At 64.8% G+C, this 23,209-nt stretch carries 19 protein-coding genes; 12 read left to right on the forward strand and 7 right to left on the reverse strand.

The window, feature by feature from the left end:
- Nucleotides 1-117 precede the first annotated feature (117 nt).
- The 4 genes from kdgD to HG549_RS14790 all read left to right on the forward strand — a co-directional run bounded on the left by kdgD (nt 118) and on the right by HG549_RS14790 (nt 5,883).
- Nucleotides 118-1,029 (forward strand): 5-dehydro-4-deoxyglucarate dehydratase, encoded by a 912-nt coding sequence (gene kdgD / locus HG549_RS14775; RefSeq protein WP_170030250.1) that lies wholly within the window; start codon nt 118-120, stop codon nt 1,027-1,029.
- 101 nt (nt 1,030-1,130) lie between these two features.
- A complete protein-coding gene (locus tag HG549_RS14780; RefSeq protein ID WP_170030251.1) occupies nt 1,131-2,492 on the forward strand; it encodes an MFS transporter in 1,362 nt (453 codons plus the stop codon).
- A gap of 76 nt (nt 2,493-2,568) precedes the next feature.
- Nucleotides 2,569-4,122 (forward strand): galactarate dehydratase, encoded by a 1,554-nt coding sequence (gene garD, locus HG549_RS14785; protein WP_170030252.1) that lies wholly within the window; start codon nt 2,569-2,571, stop codon nt 4,120-4,122.
- A 180-nt stretch (nt 4,123-4,302) separates the two neighbouring features.
- Complete coding sequence (locus HG549_RS14790; protein ID WP_170030253.1) at nt 4,303-5,883, forward strand: aldehyde dehydrogenase (NADP(+)); 1,581 nt, start codon at nt 4,303-4,305, stop codon at nt 5,881-5,883.
- An 88-nt stretch (nt 5,884-5,971) separates the two neighbouring features.
- Here the strand turns inward: HG549_RS14790 and HG549_RS14795 are convergent, their stop codons facing one another.
- Nucleotides 5,972-6,721: a FadR/GntR family transcriptional regulator gene (locus HG549_RS14795; RefSeq protein WP_170030254.1), complete on the reverse strand. Its 750-nt coding sequence runs from the start codon at nt 6,719-6,721 to the stop codon at nt 5,972-5,974.
- A gap of 195 nt (nt 6,722-6,916) precedes the next feature.
- Here HG549_RS14795 and HG549_RS14800 point away from each other — a divergent pair, with 195 nt between their 5' ends.
- Nucleotides 6,917-7,246, forward strand: coding sequence for a hypothetical protein (locus tag HG549_RS14800; protein ID WP_170030255.1), 330 nt, complete (start codon nt 6,917-6,919; stop codon nt 7,244-7,246).
- A 602-nt stretch (nt 7,247-7,848) separates the two neighbouring features.
- Complete coding sequence (locus HG549_RS14805) at nt 7,849-8,757, forward strand: LysR family transcriptional regulator (protein WP_170030256.1); 909 nt, start codon at nt 7,849-7,851, stop codon at nt 8,755-8,757.
- On the opposite strand, the gene HG549_RS14810 is transcribed toward HG549_RS14805, so the two are convergent.
- Nucleotides 8,758-9,276, reverse strand: a complete 519-nt coding sequence (locus HG549_RS14810; RefSeq protein ID WP_170030257.1) for a DMT family transporter — start codon at nt 9,274-9,276, stop codon at nt 8,758-8,760.
- A 145-nt stretch (nt 9,277-9,421) separates the two neighbouring features.
- Between HG549_RS14810 and HG549_RS14815 the strand changes: the two genes are divergently transcribed.
- Nucleotides 9,422-10,213 carry a hypothetical protein gene (locus tag HG549_RS14815; RefSeq protein ID WP_372241523.1) on the forward strand — a complete coding sequence of 264 codons (792 nt, stop codon included), beginning with the start codon at nt 9,422-9,424 and terminating at the stop codon, nt 10,211-10,213.
- 2 nt (nt 10,214-10,215) lie between these two features.
- Here the strand turns inward: HG549_RS14815 and HG549_RS14820 are convergent, their stop codons facing one another.
- A complete protein-coding gene (locus tag HG549_RS14820) occupies nt 10,216-10,797 on the reverse strand; it encodes a hypothetical protein (RefSeq protein ID WP_170030258.1) in 582 nt (193 codons plus the stop codon).
- Nucleotides 10,798-11,022: 225 nt separating this feature from the next.
- Between HG549_RS14820 and HG549_RS14825 the strand changes: the two genes are divergently transcribed.
- Entirely contained in the window at nt 11,023-13,152 is a 2,130-nt protein-coding gene (locus HG549_RS14825; RefSeq protein ID WP_170030259.1) for a TonB-dependent siderophore receptor, read from the forward strand.
- Between the two features lie 163 nt (nt 13,153-13,315).
- On the opposite strand, the gene HG549_RS14830 is transcribed toward HG549_RS14825, so the two are convergent.
- Both HG549_RS14830 and HG549_RS14835 read right to left on the reverse strand, forming a co-directional pair.
- Nucleotides 13,316-14,608, reverse strand: coding sequence for a sorbosone dehydrogenase family protein (locus tag HG549_RS14830; protein ID WP_170030260.1), 1,293 nt, complete (start codon nt 14,606-14,608; stop codon nt 13,316-13,318).
- Nucleotides 14,605-15,033, reverse strand: a complete 429-nt coding sequence (locus tag HG549_RS14835) for a DUF2231 domain-containing protein (protein ID WP_170030261.1) — start codon at nt 15,031-15,033, stop codon at nt 14,605-14,607. Before HG549_RS14835 ends, HG549_RS14830 begins: the two co-directional genes overlap by 4 nt.
- A 155-nt stretch (nt 15,034-15,188) precedes the next feature.
- On the opposite strand from HG549_RS14835, the gene HG549_RS14840 reads away from it, so the two are divergent.
- The gene (locus tag HG549_RS14840) at nt 15,189-15,488 is read left to right on the forward strand and encodes a hypothetical protein (protein ID WP_170030262.1); all 300 of its coding nucleotides are present in this window, start codon (nt 15,189-15,191) and stop codon (nt 15,486-15,488) included.
- A 111-nt stretch (nt 15,489-15,599) separates the two neighbouring features.
- On the opposite strand, the gene HG549_RS14845 is transcribed toward HG549_RS14840, so the two are convergent.
- Nucleotides 15,600-16,403, reverse strand: coding sequence for a class I SAM-dependent methyltransferase (locus HG549_RS14845; protein WP_170030263.1), 804 nt, complete (start codon nt 16,401-16,403; stop codon nt 15,600-15,602).
- A 229-nt stretch (nt 16,404-16,632) separates the two neighbouring features.
- The gene (locus HG549_RS14850; RefSeq protein WP_170030264.1) at nt 16,633-18,819 is read right to left on the reverse strand and encodes an OsmC domain/YcaO domain-containing protein; all 2,187 of its coding nucleotides are present in this window, start codon (nt 18,817-18,819) and stop codon (nt 16,633-16,635) included.
- Nucleotides 18,820-19,064: 245 nt separating this feature from the next.
- Here HG549_RS14850 and HG549_RS14855 point away from each other — a divergent pair, with 245 nt between their 5' ends.
- From HG549_RS14855 to HG549_RS14865, 3 genes are read left to right on the forward strand one after another with little or no spacing between them, the layout of a single operon-like run.
- Complete coding sequence (locus tag HG549_RS14855; RefSeq protein WP_170030265.1) at nt 19,065-19,520, forward strand: (2Fe-2S)-binding protein; 456 nt, start codon at nt 19,065-19,067, stop codon at nt 19,518-19,520.
- Entirely contained in the window at nt 19,520-21,769 is a 2,250-nt protein-coding gene (locus tag HG549_RS14860; RefSeq protein ID WP_170030266.1) for a molybdopterin cofactor-binding domain-containing protein, read from the forward strand. The genes HG549_RS14855 and HG549_RS14860 overlap by 1 nt, the downstream gene beginning before the upstream one ends.
- Before the next feature lie 17 nt (nt 21,770-21,786).
- Entirely contained in the window at nt 21,787-23,130 is a 1,344-nt protein-coding gene (locus HG549_RS14865) for a cytochrome c (RefSeq protein WP_170030267.1), read from the forward strand.
- Nucleotides 23,131-23,209 lie beyond the last annotated feature (79 nt).

The following is a 23,209-nucleotide window of genomic DNA, read 5'->3' on the forward strand; positions in this document are numbered from 1 at the left end:
TGCCATCCCCACAAAAAATTCCCAAAAGGCACTAGTCATCGCACTAGTTGTACGATAACTTACCTCCAGCGCAGAACAACACCCTTCACCCCCAAGCGCCACAGGATGCCTACAACAATGACCCCACAAGAACTGAAATCCATCCTCTCCCACGGCCTGCTGTCCTTCCCGGTCACCGACTTCAATGCCCAGGGCGACTTCAACCCGGCGGGCTACGTGAAGCGCCTGGAATGGCTCGCTCCCTACGGCGCCAGCGCCCTGTTCGCCGCCGGCGGCACCGGTGAGTTCTTCTCCCTGGCCGCCAGCGAGTACAGCCAGGTGATCAAGACCGCAGTCGACACCTGCGCCACCTCGGTACCGATTCTCGCCGGCGTTGGTGGTGCCACCCGCCAGGCCATCGAGTACGCCCAGGAAGCCGAGCGGCTGGGTGCCAAGGGCCTGTTGCTGTTGCCGCACTACCTGACCGAAGCCAGCCAGGAAGGCGTTGCCGCCCACGTCGAGGCAGTGTGCAAAGCGGTGAACATCGGCGTCGTGGTGTACAACCGCAACGTCTGCCGGCTGAACGCCGACCTGCTGGAAAAGCTCGCCGAACGCTGCCCGAACCTGATTGGCTACAAGGACGGCCTGGGCGACATCGAGCTGATGGTGTCGATCCGTCGCCGCCTGGGCGAGCGCTTCAGCTACCTGGGTGGCCTGCCGACCGCCGAGGTCTATGCGGCTGCCTACAAGGCCTTGGGCGTGCCGGTGTACTCCTCCGCCGTGTTCAACTTCGTGCCGAAGACCGCCATGGCCTTCTACAACGCCATTGCCCGTGACGACCAGGCCACCGTGGCCAAGCTGATCGACGACTTCTTCCTGCCCTACCTGGACATCCGCAACCGCAAGGCCGGTTACGCCGTCAGTATCGTCAAGGCCGGTGCCAGGATTGCCGGTTACGATGCAGGCCCGGTGCGTACCCCGCTGACCGACCTGACTGCCGACGAGTACCAGCAGCTCGCTGCGCTGATGGACAAGATGGGCCCGCAGTAGGCACTGCCCGCGGCCTGCCCGACGCCGCGCCCGGAGTGGCCAGCCACTCCGGTTATCCTTGATGAGCCCGCACAAAAATAACTAGTGGGAGTATTGCCAGCATGCAAGCGAGCAAAAAGACGCATGTGCGCTACCTGATCCTGTTCATGCTGTTTCTGGTGACCACGATCAACTATGCCGACCGCGCCACCATTGCCATCGCAGGTTCCAGCCTGCAGAAAGACCTCGGCATCGATGCCGTCACCCTGGGTTATATCTTCTCCGCCTTCGGCTGGGCCTATGTGGCCGGGCAGATTCCCGGCGGCTGGCTGCTCGATCGCTTCGGTTCCAAGAACGTCTACGCCTTCAGCATCTTCACCTGGTCGTTGTTCACCTTGCTGCAGGGCTTTGTCGGTGGCCTGCCGGTGGCCTGGGCGGTGGTCACGCTGTTCACCCTGCGCTTCCTGGTCGGTTTTGCCGAAGCCCCGTCGTTCCCGGGGAATGCCCGCATCGTCGCCGCCTGGTTCCCGACCCAGGAACGCGGCACCGCCTCGGCCATCTTCAACTCGGCGCAATACTTTGCCACTGCCCTGTTCGCTCCGCTGATGGGCTGGATCGTGTTCCGCTTCGGCTGGGAGCACGTGTTCATCGTCATGGGCGTACTGGGCATCGTGTTCTCCATGGTCTGGCTGAAGACCATCTACAACCCGCGCCAGCACCCGCGCATCAGCCCGGCCGAACTCGAGCACATAGAGCGAAATGGCGGTCTGGTGGACATGGACCAGAAACGCGGCAGCGACGGCCCGAAATGGGGCTACATCAGGCAACTGCTGACCAGCCGCATGCTGCTGGGGGTGTACCTGGGCCAATACTGCATCAACGCCATCACCTACTTCTTCCTTACCTGGTTCCCGGTGTACCTGGTACAGGAGCGCGGCATGACCATCCTCAAGGCCGGCTTCATCGCCTCGTTGCCGGCAATCTGCGGTTTCATCGGCGGCGTGCTCGGCGGGGTGATTTCCGACTGGCTGCTGCGCCGCGGCAACTCGCTGACCTTCTCGCGCAAGCTGCCGATCGTCTGCGGGCTGCTGCTGTCGACCAGCATGGTGTTCTGCAACTACGTCGACAGCGAATGGATGGTGGTCGGCTTCATGACCCTGGCGTTCTTCGGCAAAGGCATCGGCGCACTGGGCTGGGCGGTAGTCGCCGACACGTCGCCCAAGCAGATCGCCGGGCTTTCAGGCGGCCTGTTCAATACCTTCGGCAACATCGCCTCGATCACCACCCCGATCGTCATCGGCTACATCATCAGCGCCACCGGCTCGTTCAAGTGGGCACTGGTGTATGTGGGCGCCAATGCCCTGGTGGCGGTATTCAGCTACCTGGTCATCGTCGGCCCGATCAAGCGCATCGAGCTGCGCGAACCGCCAAAGCCTGACGCCGGGCCAGTCGCCAGCGGCGAACTGGCCAGCTCGCAGCACTGACTGAGCACGCCTGTGCCGGCCCCCCGGCGCAGGCGGATGGACAAACGCCTGAGAACCTGACAAGTAGGGCCCGAACATGCAGTTGATCGAACATTCCGACTCGCCCCGCTACGTCCGCCTGCACGATGACGACAACGTCGTGGTGGTGGTCAATGCCGGCGGCCTGGGCGAAGGTGCCCGCTTCGCCGATGGCCTGACCCTGGTCGAAGGCGTGCCACAAAGCCACAAGGTGGCCACCGTGGCCATTGCCAAGGGCGAGCCCGTGCGCCGCTATGGGCAGATCATCGGCTACGCACTGGAGGACCTGCGCCAGGGCAGCTGGGTACAGGAGAGCCAGCTGGCCATGCCGGCGGCCCCGGCGCTGGACAGCCTGCCCCGCTGCGATGCTGTGCCGCAGCCGCTGCCGCCGCTCGAAGGCTTCAGCTTCCAAGGCTACCGCAATGCCGACGGCAGCGTCGGCACTCGCAACATTCTGGGCATCACCACCACCGTGCAGTGCGTGGCCGGGGTACTGGAGCACGCCGTCAAGCGCATTCGCAGCGAGCTGCTGCCCAGCTACCCGAACGTCGATGATGTGGTCGCCATCACCCACAGCTACGGCTGCGGCGTGGCGATCAACGCGCGCGATGCCTACATCCCGATCCGCACCGTGCGCAACCTGGCGCGCAACCCCAACCTTGGCGGCGAGGCCCTGGTCATCAGCCTGGGTTGCGAAAAGCTGCAGGCCGACCAGGTGATGCACGCCGACGACCCCTCGGTCGACCTCAGCGAGCCCTGGCTGTACCGCCTGCAGGACGCCAGCCTGGGCTTTGCAGAGATGATCGAACAGATCATGCAGCTGGCCGAAACCCGCCTGAAGAAACTCGACCAGCGCCGCCGCGAAAGCGTACCGGCCAGCGAACTGATCCTGGGCATGCAGTGCGGGGGCAGCGATGCCTTTTCCGGCATTACCGCCAACCCGGCGCTGGGCTACGCTGCCGACCTGCTGGTTCGCGCCGGTGCCACCGTGCTGTTCTCGGAGGTGACCGAAGTGCGCGATGCGATCTACATGCTGACTTCGCGCGCGCAAGACCAGGAAGTTGCCGATGCGCTGGTCCGCGAGATGGACTGGTACGACCGTTATCTGCAACAGGGCGCCGCCGACCGCAGCGCCAACACCACACCAGGCAACAAGAAAGGCGGCCTGTCGAACATCGTCGAGAAGGCCCTGGGCTCGATCGTCAAGTCCGGCAGCGGTGCCATCCAGGGCGTGCTTGGCCCGGGCGAGCGGGTCAAGCGCAAAGGCCTGATCTTCTGTGCCACCCCGGCCAGCGACTTTGTCTGCGGCACCCTGCAGCTGGCCGCTGGCATGAACCTGCACGTGTTCACCACTGGCCGCGGCACCCCCTATGGCCTGGCCATGGCGCCGGTGGTCAAGGTCTGCACCCGCAGCGAGCTGGCCCAGCGCTGGCCCGACCTGATCGACATCGATGCCGGGCGCATCGCCAGCGGCGGCGCGACCATCGAAGAGCTGGGCTGGGAGCTGTTCCACTACTACCTGGACGTGGCCAGCGGCCGCAAGCGGACCTGGGCCGAGCAGCACCGCCTGCATAACGACATCACCCTGTTCAACCCGGCGCCGATTACCTGATGCCCCGAGGTTGCTCGGCCGTCCGCTAGTTCACCACCCCTGTAGGAGCGGGTTCACCCGCGATCACCGGCGCAGCCGGTGCCATCCATCGCGTTGGGTTGTTCGCGGGATAAACCCGCTCCAACAGGGCTGCGCCCCGAATGCGTTCCACTTTTCCCCTAAAGCCCACAGGAGCACCCCATGCCTGAAATCCTCGGCCACAACTTCATCGCCGGCCAGCGCAGCGCCGCGGGCCAACAGCGCCTGCAGAGCCTGGACGCCAGCACTGGCGAGGCGCTGCCATACAATTTCTTCCAGGCTACCGAAGGCGAAGTGGACCAGGCTGCCAAGGCTGCCGCGGCGGCCTTTGCCGAATTCCGCCAGGTGGCCCCGACGCGGCGCGCCGAGTTCCTCGACGCCATTGCCGCCGAACTGGATGAGCTGGACGACGTCTTCGTCAGCATCGTTTGCCGCGAAACCGCCCTGCCCGCCGCACGTATCCACGGCGAGCGCGGCCGTACCAGTGGCCAGATGCGCCTGTTCGCCCAGGTATTGCGCCGCGGTGATTTCCTTGGGGCGCGCATCGACCTCGCCCTGCCAGAGCGCCAGCCGTTGCCACGCGCAGACCTGCGCCAGATGCGCATCGGCGTCGGCCCGGTTGCGGTGTTCGGCGCCAGCAACTTCCCGCTGGCCTTCTCCACCGCCGGGGGCGACACCGCCGCCGCCCTGGCTGCCGGTTGCCCGGTGGTGTTCAAGGCCCACAGCGGCCACATGGCCACGGCCGACCTGGTGGCCTGCGCCATCCAGCGCGCCGCCGACCGCACCGGGATGCCCAACGGGGTATTCAACATGGTCTTCGGTGGCGGCGTCGGCGAGTGGCTGGTCAAGCACCCGGCGATCCAGGCAGTTGGCTTTACCGGCTCGCTGAAAGGCGGTGACGCGCTGTGCCGCATGGCCGCCGAACGCCCACAGCCAATCCCGGTGTTCGCTGAAATGTCCAGTATCAACCCGGTGATCATCCTGCCCGGCGCCCTGGCCAAGCGTGGTGATTCGATTGCCCGCGAACTGGCGGGTTCGGTCTGCCTCGGCGCTGGCCAGTTCTGTACCAACCCGGGCCTGGTGATCGGCCTGCAGTCGCCGCAGTACAGCCAGTTGCTGGCCGAGCTTGGCCACCACCTGGCTCAACAAGCCGGCCAGACCATGCTCAACGCCGCAGGCTTGCGCAGCTACGTTGCTGGCCTGGAGCATTTGCAGGCCCACGCCGGTATCCAGCACCTGGCCGGCCAGGCTCAGGCAGGCAGCCAGGCCCGTGCGCAGCTGTTCAGGGCCGATGCCCGCTTGCTGATCGAATCCGACCCGTTGCTGCAGGAAGAAGTGTTCGGCCCTGCCACCGTGGCCGTCGAAGTGCAGGACAACGCGCAATTGCGCAGCGCCTTGCTCGGCCTGCGTGGGCAACTGACCGCAACGCTGATCGGCGAGCCCGAGGACTTCGAGGCCTTTGCCTGGCTGGTGCCATTGCTGGAAGAAAAGGTCGGGCGGATTCTGGTGAACGGCTACCCGACCGGTGTCGAGGTCTGTGAGGCAATGGTGCATGGCGGGCCGTACCCGGCAACCTCGGACGCCCGCGGCACCTCGGTCGGCACCCTGGCGATCGACCGTTTCCTGCGCCCGGTGTGTTACCAGAACTACCCGCAGGCGCTGTTGCCCGCAGCACTGCGCGATGACAACCCGCTGGGGCTACGTCGGCTGGTGAATGGCCAATGGCGTGAAGGGCCGATCTGACCGGTTGCCCGCAACAACGAAGCCCCGCGCATGGCGGGGCTTTTCTTTCGGCGTGCCGGCGAACAGGCCGGCGCTGCCAGCCAGGGGTTCAGGCCCCCTGGGCCTCGGCCTCGGCATGAGCCTGGCGCAAACGCTCACGGCTATTGCTCAGGTGCATGCGCATGGCCATCTTGGCCCCTTCGCTGTCACCCCGGGCGATGGCTTCGTAGATCGCCTCGTGCTCATGCATCAAGCGGCTCATGTAATGTGCCTGGTCATCATGCGCCAGCCGCGCCGAATTCAGCCGGGTACGCGGAATGATGCTGGTGCCCAGGTGGTTGATGATGTCGGCAAAGTAGTGGTTGCCGCTGGCCTGGGCGATGCGCAGGTGAAACTGGAAGTCGGCAGACACCGCATCACTGGCGTGGGCTGCCCCTTCGTTGATTTCATCCAGTGCCGCACGCATGCCGGCCAGCTGTTCATCGCTGCGGCGCTGTGCTGCCAGGCCTGCCGACTCGATCTCCAGGGCAATGCGCAACTCCAGCACCGCCAGCACTTCGCGCAATGTGACGACAGTCGCCGGGTCGATGCGGAAGCCACCGGTGGCTGGCGCATCCAGGACAAAGGTGCCGATACCGTGACGGGTCTCGACCTGCCCGGCGGCCTGCAGCCGCGAGATTGCCTCCCGCACTACGGTGCGGCTGACGCCCTCTTCGGCCATGATCTGCGATTCGGTCGGCAACTTGTCGCCACGCTTGAGCTGGCCGCTGCGAATCCGCTCGGTCAGCACCGTGACCAGTTCCTGCGCCAGGCTGCGCGGCTTGCGCCGGGTCCTTGGCTGTACCTGCTGCTCTGTCATTACGCTGTATTTCACCTAGAAAGACAGCCGTCATCATAGCGCAAGCAGTTGTACGATCACATACATACGGTGCGGTATTTCTCGACCTCGCCACCGGTGGCGACACGGCGTTTGTCACTGACGGCAAATTGCTGGCCCCCGGCGTCCTGCAGCGAAGGCAAACTCCCTGTTCCGTCAGACGTTTAGGACAGCAACATGCGCGTAATTCTAGCAACGATGGCCGGCTGCCTGCTGGCTACGCTCGCTTTCGGCGCCCAGGCACGGGCATTGAGCCAGAACGATCGCCACACTTGCGACTGGGGCGCGCAGATCGCCGCCGAGGCCCAGCAGGCCAAGCTTTCCGGGGTAACGCTGTATGCCACTCGCAAGAAACTGCAGGTACGCAAGTTCGCCCAACCGTGGATGCGCATGACCGCCTTCGGGATTACCGAGCAGACCTACAACAGCCGCTCGCGGCTCAAGCCGGCGGCGATCAGGCAGACTTACTACGAGCAGTGTGTGCAGCATGCTGTAGCACGACGTTAGTCTGTTTTATCAATAAGTTAGCAAATAAACTTAACGTTTTGCAGGAGATGCCTTGTGTCGCGATGGGCCGCAAAGCGGCCCCGAGAATGTGCGGCAAAACCCCCGATTCTTGGGGCCGCTTTGCGGCCCATCGCGACACAAGGCCGCTCCTACAAGAACCGCGTCTGGCGCGCCAGGAGGCGCCAGCCTCGAAGCGGGCTTCCAGCCAGGTTCTGAAGGCCCCAAGGCGCGGTGTCGAGGCGCGCAGTAGCCCGCATCAGCTAAGTGCCTGCTGCCACGTCCGGGTGCCACGATGGCAGCGCCCGCACCAAGCACCAAGTGCGCCAGATTCTTATCCGCCAAGCAGTCACCTGCCGCCTGGATATCTTCGGTTTCACTTCAATAGATCATCGCAACCGATTGAAACACATAGAGTTTAATCCAGAATCCTCCGCTGTATCGGTTGCCTTGGCGGGCAGGGATACGCTGGCTTGGCGGACTCGACCTTCACGTCAGCTGCGGATACACCAGTACGAAAAGGCAACATGACGCAGCGGCATCGCTTCAACGGGTATTTGTTCAGCTGATCGCAACCGTCGTATCGGATCGAGACCATTCACAATATGGATGAACTGCGTAGAATCGACCTCAACCTGCTCTTGGCCCTGCATGCTTTGCTGAGCGAAAAGCACGTCACGCGCGCAGCCCTGCGACTGCACCGTAGCCAACCTGCGGTCAGCCACGCGCTGGCGCAGTTGCGCAAGCATTTCGACGACCCTTTGCTGGTGCGCCAGAACGGCCGCATGGTCCTGACCCCGCGTGCCGAATCGCTGGCCAGCCCGCTGCAGGACGCCTTGAACGCCCTCAACGGCCTGCTGGCCACGCCGCTGTTCGAACCGGCCAAGGCCCAGCGCCGCTTCCGTCTGTCGCTGTCGGATTACGCTTCACGGATTGTCCTGCCGCCGCTGGTCCGCCATCTGCGCCGGGTCGCCCCTGGCGTGGACCTGGCCATCAGCCAGGCCAGCCGCGAAACCATGCTGGCGCAGTTGCTTGACGGCGAACTGGACCTGGCCCTGGGCTTGTTCCCCGACCCACCCGAACAAATCACCACCCAGGCGCTGTTTGCCGAGGACTTCATCAGCGTTGCCGATTGCCAGGTACTGCCCGTCGACGGCGGCCTGGCCCTGGAGGATTGGCTGGCCCGCCCGCACGTGTTGATGGCCATGCGCCCCGATGCCTTCGATGAGATCGAGCGTGCGCTTGCCGCGCTAGGGCTGCGCCGTCGCATTGCCCTGGCATTGCCCCACTGGAGCGCGGCCATCGAAGTGCTGCCGGGCACCGACTTGATCCTTACCGTAGCGCGGCGGGCGGCAGGGCCCCTGCAGCAGCACCCGACGCTGCGTCAGTTCGAGCTTCCTTTGACTATCGCCCCGTTCGATTACCAGCAGGCTTGGCATATTCGCAAGGACAGCGACCCGGGACACCGCTGGCTGCGCGAGACCGTGCGGGCCTGCAGCCAGCCGGAGCACTGATCAGCCCTGCGGCGGCTTCGTGATCACAGCGGTGCCGGGCAGTGAACCCGCCGCCCAATTGCCTTGCACCAGCAGCACCCCCACCAGGATCAGCACCAGGCCTGCCAGCCTGGCCAGGTTGAGTGGCTTGCCGCCCAGGCCCATCACGGCGAAATGGTCGACCAGCACTGCCGTGATGATTTGCCCAGCCACCACCAACACCAGAAACCCCGCAGCGCCAAGCCTGGGCGTCAGCGCTGCCGCTGCGGCCACGTAGAGGGCCCCCAGTACCCCTCCGATCCACAGCCACCACGGCCCCTGCAGGGCCTTGCCCAGGTCCGGTGCCGGCACCCTGAGCAATAGCAATGCAGCAATTACCACCAGCGAGCTCACTGTCAACGAAGTGAACGCCGCCCACAACCAGTGCCCCAGTGCGCGTCCAACGGCGGCGTTGCCTGCAGCCTGAAACGGCAACACGGCACCGGCAAGCAACGCCATCACCACCGGCAGTGCCAGCAGGAGCATGGATTTACTGAACATGGCCGCTCTCCTTCAGCGTGTCGATGACGGCCATGATCGTACAACCCGCCGAAGTGATGGAAATCAAAACCCTGCACGCGCACTATTCGTAGCATGCATGCCTGAGGGTACTGTCGTACCTTGGCCGACCACATGGAGGTGGAACATGTTGCAGGAGCAACGCAAGACCCTGATCGACCTTGGCCAGTTGCCCACCCGCAACCTGGCCGAATGCCTGGCGGTAGACCAGGCGGCCCTCGCCCACGCCCTGGCCGGCCAGCTTCCCGAGGCACTGCTGGAGCAGTTGACCGCCAGCGCCGAACTGGCCCAGGCGCTGGGCCTGTCGAAAAAGGTCGCAGCCATTGGCCTGGCGCTGGGGCAATGGCTGGAGCAGGCTGCCGCGCCCTGGCGCCAACAGGCGTTCGAGCGATGCTGCACCCACCCGTCCGATACCGTGCGCAGCTGGGCGGCATTTGCCCAGGCGCACCTGTCCCGCTCGCTGCCCCTGGAAGAGGCCCTGCAGGCGCAGTTGCGCTTCGCTCGTGATGAACACTTCGGTGTACGCGAGTGGGCCTGGATTGCCCTGCGCCCGCGCCTGGCGCAGAACCTTGACGCCGCTTTGCTCCTGCTCGGCCGCCATGTTGGCGATGCCGACCCGCTGGTGCGGCGGTTTTGCATCGAGATCCTGCGCCCCCGCGGGGTCTGGTGCGAACACATTGCCGCACTCAAGCAACAGCCGGAGGTGGCCGAGCCGATGCTGGTGCCACTGCTGGCCGAACCCGAGAAGTATGCCCAGGACTCGGTCGCCAACTGGCTCAACGATGCCAGCAAGACCCGCCCTGACTGGGTGCTACGGCTGTTTCAACAATACCCTCCCGCCTGCAAGGCCTCGCGGCGGATACAGGCCCGGGCCAGCCGAAGCCTGACCCCGGCAGCAGCCGAGGCCGGCACCGGCTGAGATCAGCGTGAGGTTTCGACGCGCAGCACTTCGGTGTAGATCGCGTCGACGGTCTGCCCGACCTCGAGGTTCTTCATGCGTGCCTGCAGGTCCGGGTTCTCGACCTTGACCACCTGCAGCTTGCCTTCCGGCGGCAGCAAACTGACTTCATGCTTATCGAGGTCGATCTTCTTGATCTGCGAGGTGATCTTGACCTGACGGAATGCCTCGCCACCAGGGTTGGGGTTGTCCGCCGTGGCGCGGATGGTACCGGACTCGTCAGTCGCCTTTGGCGCCCCGCCTACTTCGGGATTCAACACATAGGCCACCGCGCGGGTGACATAGATGTCGACCTGGTCACCCACCTTGAGGTTGTGCAGTGCCTTGGCCTTTTCCGTGAGCTGGAAGGTCACATCCTTCTTGGCATCGGGACCTTTCACCGTGACCTGGCGCTTGCCCAGGTCGATGGCCGTGACTTGCGTGGTGACGTGGCTTTCCAGCGCCTCGCTGCCGATGGGAATACCGGCAGCCTGCACCGTGAAACTGGCAGCGCAGGCCAGCGTGGCAAGGGCGATAGCACGAGCGATGGAGCGAATTGGATTCATAGGCCTGCTTCCCTGTAATCAAGACCGGACGATTGCGCGTGATGCTCACGCGCTGACAAGCATAGCCGTTCCCGGTTGGCTTGCCGGGCCGGCCCTTGGCGACAGGTTCAGCCCGCGTGCAACCAGGCAGGCCGTCGCAATAGCAAATGCGAATTCTTTACACTTGCTTTACATTTGAGAATCGTTAGTATTCGCAACCTCGAATACAACAACGAGTCACCTGTAATGGCAAAAAAGTCTGTTGCGCCGGCTTCGCTTTCCATGCTCGGCCTGCTGGTCATGCCTGCTGCTCATGCAGCTCAACCTGAGTCGCAGGGTTCCCTCGCCCTGCCCGCCACCGCCGTCACCAGCGCCTATGAGCAGCAGAGCTACAAGGCCAGTGAAAGCCGCAGCGCCTTGAAGATCGACGCGCCGCTGCGCGACATCCCGCAAACCGTCAACGTCGTGCCGGAAAGCGTGATCAAGGACCAGGGCGCCCAGTCGATGCAAGATGTGCTGAAGAACGTGCCTGGCGTCGGCCTGTCCAACGGCGATGGCCAGCGCGATCAGGTGACCATCCGTGGCTTCAGCGCCATTGGCGACATGTACATCGACGGTGTGCGCGACGATGCGCTGTACTTCCGCGACCTGTCCAACATCGAGCGGGTGGAGGTAATCAAGGGCCCTGCCGCCGTACTGTATGGCCGTGGATCTTCGGGTGGCCTGATCAACAGCATCAGCAAGAAACCCAGCTTCACACCCAAGCGCGAAGTGGGCATGAGCTTCGACAGCGAAGGCAAGCGCCGCACCCAGTTCGACAGTGGCTGGGCCGACCCGCAGGGCAACCAGGCCTACCGCGTGACCGGTGCCTTCGAAGACAGCGACACCTTCCGTGACGATGGCTACATCGACCGCAAGGCCATCGCGCCATCGGCGTATTTCCGCCTTTCCGACGACCTGGAACTGAACCTGGGCGCCACCTACCTGTACGACAAGCGCCTGATCGACTTCGGCATCCCGGCCCTGGGCAACCGCCCGGTGGATGTGCACCGTGACAAGCGCTTCGGTTCCGGCGATGCCGACCAGGACTATGCGCGCAGTGAAGTGTTCTCGCTGACCGCAAGCCTTGATTACCGCATCAACGACGACTTTACCCTGACCAACACCAGCCGTTACTACCGCTACGACCTGGACCGCAACAACACCCTCGCCGACAGCAGCCCGAAGCGCTTCGTCACTGCGCCCGATGGCGAGCTGCTGGTCAAGCTCAACCGCGGCAATGTCGCCCGCGACGAGTACGGCCTGTTCAACCAGACCGAGCTCAAGCAACAGGCGCAGCTGGCCGGGATGCAGCACAACCTGCTGTATGGCGTGGAGGTGGGCTTCCAGGACAAGCACCAGCGGGTGCTGAGCCAGAACAACGTGGCCCAGGTGCCGGTGTACCGAGACGCCCTGGTAGCGGTGCCGGAACACGCCGCCAACCTGTCGTCGAAGGGCACCAACTGGCAGCAGACCACTGGCCTGTACGTGCAGGACCTGATCGAGCTGAATGAACACTGGAAAGCGCTGGTCGGTGTGCGTTATGACATCTTTGGCCAGGAATACGACGACGACCGCGCGCAGAATGTCGACCTCGACCGCACCGACAAGACCTGGAGCCCGCGCGCTGGCCTGGTCTACCAGCCGGATGCCATCCAGTCCTACTATGTTTCGGTCAGCCGCAGCTACCAGCCCTCGGGCGAGGTGTTCGCGGTCAGCCCGAGCAACCAGCACCTTGAGCCGGAACAAACCACCAACTACGAAATCGGCGCCAAGTGGGACCTGCTCGACAGCCGCCTGTCGTTGACAGCAGCGCTGTTCCGCCTCGAGCGCACCAACATGAAGACCGCCGACCCGGCCAACCCCAACCTCACCGTGCTGGCAGGCGAACAGCGCACCGACGGCTTCGAAGCCACCGTCAGCGGCCAGCTGAGTGACAAGTGGCAGATCTATGCCGGCTATGCCTATCTGGACGCCGAAATCAGCAAATCCAACAGCAAGACCAATGGCGTGGCCAACGAAGGCCAGACCCCTACCCTGACGCCGCGTAACAGCGCCAACGTCTGGCTGGTGCGTACCTTGACCCCGCAGTGGCGCGTGGCCGCCGGTGCCAATTACGTCGACGAGCGCTACACCGCACTCGATAACGTGGTAGTGATGCCGGGCTACACCACCTTCGACGCCGCGCTGCTGTACAGCGTGCCGCAGTGGGACGCCGCGCTGCGCCTGAAGAACGTGTTCGACCGCGACTACTATGCCTCTGCGCACGGCTCGGTGGACCTGATCACTCCAGGTGCACCGCGTACACTGGAAGCCAGCTTCAACTACCGCTTCTGATCGCCGGGCAGGCGGCCCGCGCCCCTTGTAGGAGCGGCCTCGTGTCGCGAAAGGGCCGCAAAGCGGCCCCAGTGATCATCGCGGCGAAGCTGCAATACGGGGCCGCTGCGCGCCCCTTTCGCGACACGAGGCCGCTCCAGCACGGGCGCATCCCCCCATGCCATCAGCGGTTGCGCTTTACCCGCCAGACCGTATTGGCCAGGTCATCGGCGATGATCAATGCACCACGCGGGTCCACCGTCACCCCCACCGGCCGCCCGCGGGTCTTGCCATCCTCACCGCGGAAGCCGGTGGCGAAGTCGATCGGCTCACCTGCCGGCTTGCCATTGCCGAACGGCACGAAGATGACCTTGTAGCCGACCGGATTGGGCCGGTTCCAGCTGCCATGTTCACCGACGAAGACACCGTCGGCGAAGCGCTCACCCATGGCCGGGATGGAGAAGGCCACGCCCAATGCCGCCACGTGCGAACCGAGGCTGTAATCCGGCTTGATCGCCGCCGCTACCTTGTCCGGGTTCTGCGGCCGTACCCGCTGATCCACGTTCTGCCCCCAGTAACTGTAAGGCCAGCCGTAGAAACCACCGTCACGCACCGAGGTCAGGTAGTCCGGCACCAGGTCGGGGCCCAGCTCATCGCGCTCGTTGACCACCGCCCACAGCTGCCCGCTCTGCGGCTGGATGGCCAGCGCCGTCGGGTTGCGCAGGCCCGTGGCATAGGGCCGGTGCGCGCCGGTTGCAGCATCGACCTGCCAAACCATGGCCCGGTCGATCTCCACCTCCAGCCCGCGTTCGGTGATGTTGCTGTTGGAGCCGATGCCCACGTACAGGTAGCGACCATCCGGGCTGATGGTCAGCGCCTTGGTCCAATGGTGGTTGATCGCGGCCGGCAGGTCGGTGACCTTGGTCGGCGGGCCATCGGCGCGGGTCTGGCCGTCCTGGTAGTCGAAGCGCACCAGGGCATCCTGGTTGGCCACGTACAGCTTGCCAGCGGCAAAGGCCAGGCCGTACGGCGCATTGAGGTTTTCTGCAAACACCGTCTGCAGCTCATAGGTACCGTCGCCGTCGGCATCGCGCAGCAGGGTCAGGCGGTTGCCCCCTTTGACCTGGGTATTGCCTTTGGCCTTGATCTGGCTGGCGATGACATCCTTGGGCTTGAGCTTGGCCGCGCTGCCACCGCGGCCCTCGGCGACCAGGATATCGCCATTGGGCAACACCAGGGTCTGCCGCGGGATCTTCAGGCCGGTGGCGATGGCAGTGACGGTAAAGCCTTCAGGTACCGTCGGCTTCTGCTCACCCCAGGCTACCGGCTGGGCGATTTTCATGCTCGGCAGCAGGCCACGTTGTGGCGCCGGCAGTTTCGGGTCGGGCCCAAGGGCCTGGTTCGGCTCGCCATCACCGCCACACGCAGTCAACAGCAACGCCATGCTCAACAGGCTCAATGCAGGTACAAGCTTCATGCCGCACCTCCCGAGCGCAGGCCGCTCAAACCGGTCCAGGCGGCCACTGTCGCGAGCACGCTCACGATCACCGACAGCACCAGCCCGGACGGCATTACCGCCCAGGCGTCCTTGGCATGTTCGAAGGCATTGATCAGCCCCAGCACCCAGGTCACCAGCAGCAGCACGAAGTACAGCGTCGGCCGGCCGCCCTTGTGCTCGGCACGGATCAGGTTGGCCAACGCAAACAACAGTGCCAGCCCGCAAAATACCAGGGCGCCGGCGATCAGCCAGGCGGCGAAGTTGCTCCACTGGATCTGGTAACTGTTGAAGTAGGCGATGTCGCTCAGTAGCGCAGCGAGAAACAACGGAACGCTGCCGGCCAGCAGCAAGGCATGCAGCGGGCTGGGGGTATGGCGGTAGAAGGTTTGCTCGGATGCGGTCACGGTGCCTCCTTTTCATTCAGTGACCCAAGGGCTGATGGCGTGGCCACCAGGCGTGCGCAGGGCGCGCCTAGCAAAGGAGCCTCTCGACAAGGCGATAGTTCACCGTTTGGTTTGAATGGCCTATGCTGCGAGGCGTTGGCGCAAGGAGACAACCGATGAGCAGCAACCCGATTCGCCCGCGTTCACCCTGGGCGTTGACCACCCTGCTGGCGCTCGGCCTGGTGCTCGTGGCCGGTTGCTCCTGCAACACCGGCAAGACCCACTACGCGGCACGCACAATAGGCTCCAACTGCTTCGCCAAAGCCGTCCCCACCACTGGCGAAGGTGGCCTGGCATGGGGCGATACCTTGAGCATCGCCCGCAAGAAGTCGCTGGACAACTGCGTGCGTTATGCCAGCCGGTCGGGGGGCTCGCCGAGAACTTGCCAGGTCGTCATGGCCAAGTGCAAGAATTGAGCTTGGATGAACCGCAACCAAGGCCCCTGCGCCACTTCACGGGTCACGCCTCGGACAAGCCCCCTCTCACGGCTAACCCACTGGGGGCCGCGCTGACTCGAAGCGCCCTTGCTAACGGCCGCGCGTGATCACCACCTCCAGGTATTCGCTCGGCACCACCAGTGATGTCGGGCCGCCCACATTGCAGGCATTCAACAACTCGGTCAGGTCACGCTCCAGCGCCGCAGCCGCCTGCGGCTCCAGCGAGGCAAAGGCCGTGCGCATCGGTCCGAACCAGGTGCGGAACACCTCGAGGTAATGCGCCGCCGAGCGATAGCGGAAGCGGCTGACCTGCAACTCGTCAAACGCGCCTGCGAACAGCACGCGCAATTGTTCCTCATCACCCCAGCGTGAGGGCGGCAAGGCCCCGGCAGGCGGCGGTACATGCCGCCCCAGGGTCTTGAACATCTGCCCGACGTAGCCTTGCGGGGTCCAGTTGGCCAGGCCGATCCGGCCACCGGGCCGGCACACCCGGCTCAGTTCGCGCGCAGCCTGGGCCTGGTCGGGGGCGAACATCACGCCGAAGGTCGACAGCACCGCATCGAAGGTGCCATCGGCAAACGGCAGTGCTTCGGCATCGGCGGTCTGGAACACCACATCGAGGCGCTCGGCCCGCGCCCGTTCTTCGCCGCGCTTGAGCAGCTCGGGCACATAGTCGGTGGAGGTGACGCGGCAACCGCGTCGGGCTGCGGCCAGGGTGGCGTTGCCATTGCCGGCGGCAACATCCAGCACCTGTTCGTCCCAGCGCAGGTCACAGGCCTCGGCCAGGCGCTCGCCAACGATCTGCATGGTGGTGCCGATTACCGCGTAGTCGCCACTGGCCCATATGGCTTGCTGGCGGGCTTTCAGGGCATTGGTATCCAAAGAGGTATTCATGGTCTGCGCTTTTGCAAGGTGCGCGGCCGAGATCCTTCTGGCGGTCAACGCGCCATGGATTGAGGGGATGGAAGCAAAAAGCTACGCGCCTGGCAGGCGAAGCGACAAGACAGATTGGGGATAGCGGCTATTTGAAAGCGATCTATACGGGCGCGCGTTTTGTAGGAGCGGCCTTGTGTCGCGAGGGGCCGCAAAGCGGCCCCCGGCGATATCAGCCAGTAACGCCTGATCAGGCCAGCCTGGCCCGCGCCGCATGCAGCTTTTTATAGCTCTCGATCAGGCGCAAGTGGCGGTCGAGGCCTTCGAGCTTCATGCTGGTCGGGGTCAGGCCATGGAAGCGCACGCTGCCATCCACCGAGCCCAACACCGCGTCCATGCGCGGGTTGCCGAACATACGCCGGAAGTTGGCCTCGTAGTCGTCCATTTCCAGCTCGTCGTCCAGCAACACTTCCAGCACCACGTTCAATGCCTGGTAGAACAACCCACGCTCGACGGTGTTGTCGTTGAACTGCAGGAACGCCTCGACCAGTTCCTTGGCATCCTCGAAGCGCTGCACTGCCAGGCAGATCAGCAGCTTCAGTTCAAGAATGGTCAGCTGGCCCCAGACCGTGTTTTCGTCGAATTCCACGCCGATCAGCGTGGTGATGGTGGTGTAGTCATCGACATCGCAGTTGTCCAGGCGCTTGAGCAGCAGCTTGAGGGCGCGGTTGTCGAGGCTGTGCAGGTTGAGGATATCGGCGCGGAACGACAGGGCGCGGTTGGTGTTGTCCCAGATCAGGTCCTCCACCGGGTAGATTTCCGAGTAACCCGGCACCAGGATGCGGCAGGCGGTGGCGCCAAGGTTGTCGTACACGGCCATGTACACCTCCTTGCCCAGGTCTTCGAGGATGCCGAACAGGGTCGCGGCCTCCTGCACGTTGGAATCCTCGCCATGGCCGGAGAAGTCCCACTCGACGAACTCGAAGTCGGCCTTGGCGCTGAAGAAACGCCACGACACCACGCCGCTGGAGTCGATGAAATGCTCGACGAAGTTGTTCGGTTCGGTCAGCGCGTGGCTTTCGAAGGTCGGCTGCGGCAGGTCGTTCAGGCCCTCGAAGCTGCGCCCCTGGAGCAGTTCGGTAAGGCTGCGCTCCAGCGCCACTTCCAGGCTCGGATGGGCACCGAACGAGGCAAATACGCCACCGGTACGCGGGTTCATCAGGGTCACGCACATGACCGGGAACGAGCCCCCCAGCGAAGCATCCTTGACCAGCACCGGGAAGCCCTGCTCCTCCAGGCCCTGGATGCCGGCAACAATGGCCGGGTACTTGGCCAATACCTCCTGCGGCACGTCCGGCAGGCACAGCTCGCCTTCGAGGATTTCGCGCTTCACCGCCCGTTCGAAGATTTCCGACAGGCACTGCACCTGCGCTTCGGCCAGGGTATTGCCGGCGCTCATGCCGTTGCTGAGGAACAGGTTCTCGATCAGGTTGGACGGGAAGTACACCACCTGCTGGTCGGACTGGCGCACGAACGGCAGCGAGCAGATGCCACGGGCCGTGTTGCCCGAGTTGGTGTCGTACAGGTGCGAGCCGCGCAGCTCGCCGTCCGGGTTGTAGATGGCCAGGCAGTGCTCGTCGAGGATCTCGACCGGCAGCGCGTCCCGCGGGCCCGGTTTGAACCATTGCTCGTTCGGGTAGTGCACGAACGGCGCGTTGGCCAAGTCCTCACCCCAGTACTGGTCGTTATAGAAGAAGTTGCAGTTCAGGCGCTCGATGAATTCGCCCAGCGCCGAGGCCAGCGCGGCTTCCTTGGTCGCGCCCTTGCCGTTGGTGAAGCACATTGGCGACTGGGCGTCGCGCACGTGCAGCGACCATACGTTGGGCACGATGTTGCGCCACGAAGCGATCTCGATCTTCATCCCCAGCCCGGCCAGGATGCCCGACATGTTGGCGATGGTCTGCTCCAGCGGCAGGTCCTTGCCAGGGATGTAGGTGCTGGTGTCCGACACCGGCATCAACAGGCCCTGGGCATCGGCATCGAGGTTGTCGACCACTTCGATGACGAACTCGGGGCCGGTCTGTACCACCTTCTTCACGGTGCAGCGGTCGATGGAACGCAGGATGCCCTGGCGGTCCTTCTCGGAGATGTCCTCGGGCAGCTCGACCTGGATCTTGAAGATCTGGTTGTAGCGGTTTTCCGGGTCGACGATGTTGTTCTGTGCCAGGCGAATGTTTTCGGTCGGGATGTTACGGGTCTGGCAGTACAGCTTGACGAAGTAAGCCGCGCACAAGGCCGAGGACGCCAGGAAATAGTCGAACGGCCCCGGGGCCGAGCCATCACCTTTGTAACGGATCGGTTGGTCGGCGATCACCGTGAAGTCGTCGAACTTGGCTTCGAGACGGAGATTGTCGAGAAAATTGACCTTGATTTCCATGCGGGATTACCGTGATTTAAACGTGCAAAACGAAAGTGGCCGGCATTATCCGGGTTTTCACCGCGGAAGTCCTGTTTGCGCGACCAGCTTGCGCATTCCACCGGATTACTTGCCTGATCCTCTGAACCTGGCCTATCCAGCAGATCAACGGTCCGCCCCCTGTGCTAGCGTTTTCGGACTGGGGAACAGCGTATTCCCCGACCGCAAAGACAGCGCGACAGTAACCGTAGACGGGCAGGTGAACCATGGAACTACGCATCAACCAGAAGACCTACCAGGTCGAGGCAGACGCCGATACACCCTTGCTGTGGGTGATCCGCGATGACCTGGGGCTGACCGGCACCAAGTATGGCTGCGGCCTGGCCCAGTGCGGCGCCTGTTCGGTGCTGGTGGACGGCAACGTGGTGCGCGCTTGCGTCACGCCGGTGGCCGGTGTGGTCGGGCGCGAGGTGACCACCATCGAGGCGATCGAGGCCGACGCCGTGGGCAAGCGGGTGGTCGCGGCCTGGGTCGAACACCAGGTTGCCCAGTGCGGCTATTGCCAGTCCGGCCAGGTGATGGCGGCCACCGCGTTGCTCAAGCACACGCCCAAACCCAGTGACGCGCAGATCGACGCGGCAATGGTCAACCTGTGCCGCTGCGGCACCTACAACGCCATCCATGCCGCCATGCATGACCTGGCTCAAGGGGAGAAGGCCTGATGCGCACGCCCGTCGATACACCTGCCGACCTGCTCGAGTTGCAGCAGGGCGCGACCCTCAACCTGTCGCGTCGGCGCTTTCTGGCCGGCACGGCGGTCGGCGCCCTGGTGCTTGGCTTCGGCCTGCCGCTGGGCCCGGCCCGCGTGCAGGCAGCGGCCGCCACCAGCGCCGAACGCGGCACTCAGGTACCGGCATTCCTCGAGATCCGCCCGGACGGCACGGTGCGCCTGCTCAGCCCGTTCATGGAAGGCGGGCAAGGCCCATTCACCGCCATGGCCCAGATCGTCGGAGAGGAACTGGATGTCGACCCGGCCAGGTTCGTGGTCGATAGCGCGCCGCCTGGGGAAGCCTATGTAGTGATGGAAAACGGCATGCGCATCACCGGCGGCAGCATGTCGGTACGCATGAGCTACCCGACCATGCGCCGCCTGGGCGCCCTCGCCCGCGCCATGCTGCTGCAGGCAGGCGCCGAGCAGCTGGGCGTACCGGTTGAGCAACTCACCACCACCCCGGGTAACGTGGTACATACCACGAGTGGGCGTTCCGTGCCCTATGGTGAACTGGCCGCGCGGGCCATGGACCTGCCGGTACCCGACCCGGCCAGCGTCAAGCTGCGCGACCCCAGCCAGTTTCGCTGGATCGGCAAACCGGTACGCCGCCTGGATGCCTATGACAAGTCCACCGGCAAGGCCGTGTACAGCATCGACGTCAAGGTCGACGGCATGCTCCATGCTGCCGTGCAGCACGCGCCACGCCTGGGCATGACCGTCGGCAGCCTGCGCAACGAAGAGCAGGTCAAGGCCATGCCGGGTGTGCACTCGGTGCATCAGCTGCCAGGCGCCGTGGCGGTGGTTGCCGAGCGCTGGTGGCACGCCAAGCGTGCGGTGGAAGCCATCCAGGTGGACTGGCAGGAGCCTGCCGCCGACAGCCCGGTACGGCCGATGCCGGCCGACTTCTCCAGCGATGGCTGGCGCGACCACCTGGCTACGGTCGAAGCCCCGGCCCGCGACGAAGAAAACCAGGGCGATGTGGCCGGCATGCTGGCCAGTGCCAAGACCCGCGTCGAGGCGACCTACCACAACCAGTACCTCAACCATGCCCAGCTTGAGCCACCCTCGGCGCTGGCGCGCTTCAATGCCGACGGTTCGCTGGAGGTGTGGCTACCCAACCAGGCGCCGGACATGTTCCGTGACGACATCGCCCGGCGCACCGGCCTGGCTCCGGCACAGATCACCCTGCACTCGCCGTTGCTGGGTGGTTTCTTCGGCCGCCACTTCCTCTACGACTCGGCCAACCCCTACCCTCAGGCGATTGCCTTGGCCAAGGCGGTCGGCCGCCCGGTGAAGCTGATCTGGAGTCGCGAGGAAGAGTTCCTGCGTGACGTACTGCGCCCGGTGGCCGTGGTGAAATTCCGTGCCGGGCTGGACGCCGACGGCCTGCCGGTGGCCCTCGAGGCCGTGAGCGCCACGGAAGGCCCGACCGAAGCCCTCGCCGGCAAACAGGGCGAGAAGCTCGACCCGACTGCGCTCGAAGGGCTGTCGGGCAAGTCCTACGCCATCGCCAACAAACGCATCGCCCAGGTCTACGTCAAAGGCCCGGCCATGCTTGGTTACTGGCGCTCGGTGGGCAACTCGCTGAACGACTTCTTCTACGAATCGTTCCTTGACGAACTGGCCGACAAGGGCGGCAAGGACCCGTTCGAACTGCGCCTGCACCTGCTGCGCGACAACCCGCGCCTGACCACCCTGCTGCAGGCGGTTGCCGAACTGTCCGGTGGCTGGAAGCGCGGGCCGTTCACTGCCGAGGACGGCAGCAAGCGCGCACGCGGCGTAGCCATGGCCTCGCCGTTCGGTTCGGAGGCAGCGGTCATTGCCGAGGTGTCGATCGAGAACGGCCAGGTCAAGGTGCACGACATCTGGCAGGCCATCGACCCGGGCAGCATCGTCAACCCGGCGATCATCGAGCACCAGGTCAACGGCGCTGTCGCCCTGGGCCTGTCGCAGACGCTGCTGGAAGAAGCGGTATACGTCGACGGCAAGCCACGCGCGCGCAACTTCGACCTGTACCCGATCCTGCCGCCCTCGCGCATGGCCCGGGTGCATGTGCGGATCGTCGAGAGCGGGGCGAAGATGGGCGGTATCGGCGAGCCACCGTTGCCCGCCGTCGCTCCGGCAGTGGTCAACGCGGTCGCGCAATTGACCGGCCAGCGCGTGCGCAGCCTGCCGCTGAGCCGCCATACCTTCAGCTGACCGCACAAGGACGCAGCATGACCCATCGTTTCGCAAGAACCGCCGGCTGGCTGGCGTTGCCGTGCCTGGTCGCGGCAGGCCTGCTGGCCTGGTATGTCACCCGCGAGCCGGTTTCGCCGTTTGCCGGCGCACCGGCCACGGCCGCCGACCCGGCGCTGGTCAGCCGTGGCGAGTACGTGGCCCGGCTCAGCGACTGCGTGGCCTGCCACAGCGTGCCGGACGGCAAGCCGTTCGCCGGCGGGCTGGAAATGGCTACCCCGCTGGGTGCCATCCATGCCACCAACATCACCCCCGACCGCGACACCGGCATCGGTCGCTACAGCCTGGCCGACTTCGACCGCGCCGTGCGCCACGGCGTTGCGCCCGGCGGCCGGCGGTTGTACCCGGCCATGCCCTACCCGTCCTACGCCAAGCTTGGCGATGACGATGTCAAGGCGCTGTACGCCTTCTTCATGCTCGGTGTGCAACCGGTGCCGCAGGCCAACCAGCCCGGTGCCATCCCCTGGCCGCTGAACCTGCGTTGGCCCATCGCCGTGTGGAACGGCCTGTTCGCCACCAGCACGCCATACGCCGAGCAGGCCGGCCAGGATGCACAGTGGAACCGCGGTGCCTACCTGGTCCAGGGCCCAGGCCACTGCGGCAGCTGCCACACCCCACGCGGCCTGGCCTTCAACGAGAAGGCCCTGGATGACAGTGGCAAGCCGTTCCTCGCCGGCGCCCTGCTCGATGGCTGGTACGCCCCCAGCTTGCGCGCCGACCACAACACCGGGCTGGGGCGCTGGAGCGAGGCGGAAATAGCGCAGTTCCTCAAGACCGGGCGCAACCGCCACGCCGTGGTATTCGGTTCGATGACCGAGGCCTTCAACAATTCCACGCAGTTCATGAGCGACGCTGACCTGGCCGCCATCGCGCACTACTTGAAGTCGCTGCCTGGCGATCCACAACGCGACGGCCCACCGTGGCAGTACCAGGCCCAATCGGCGGCAATGCGGCTCGACAGCCCCGGGGCACATGCCTATGTGACCCGTTGCGCATCGTGCCACGGCCTGGATGGCAAGGGCCAGGCCGAATGGATGCCACCCTTGGCCGGTGCCACCTCGGCACTGGCCAAGGAAGACGCCTCGGCGATCAACATCACCCTCAACGGTTCGCAGCGGGTGGTCACGGCAGACTTGCCGGATGCCTACCGCATGCCGGCGTTCCGCGAGCAATTGAGCGATGAGGAAATTGCCGCTGTGCTGAGCTTCGTGCGCACGGCCTGGGGCAACCAGGGCGGTGCGGTTAGTGCACAGGCGGTAAGCAAGCTGCGTGGGCATACCGACCCGGCCAGCAGCAGCCCGATCATCTTGCATATGCGCTGAAATGCCGATGTCTGTAGCGGCCCCTGCGCGGGCACGCCCGCTCCCGCAGGGCTGCCAACCGTATCAAAGCGGAACGCTA

The sequence above is a fragment of the Pseudomonas sp. SK genome (assembly GCF_012975065.1).
Lineage (GTDB): Bacteria > Pseudomonadota > Gammaproteobacteria > Pseudomonadales > Pseudomonadaceae > Aquipseudomonas > Aquipseudomonas anuradhapurensis.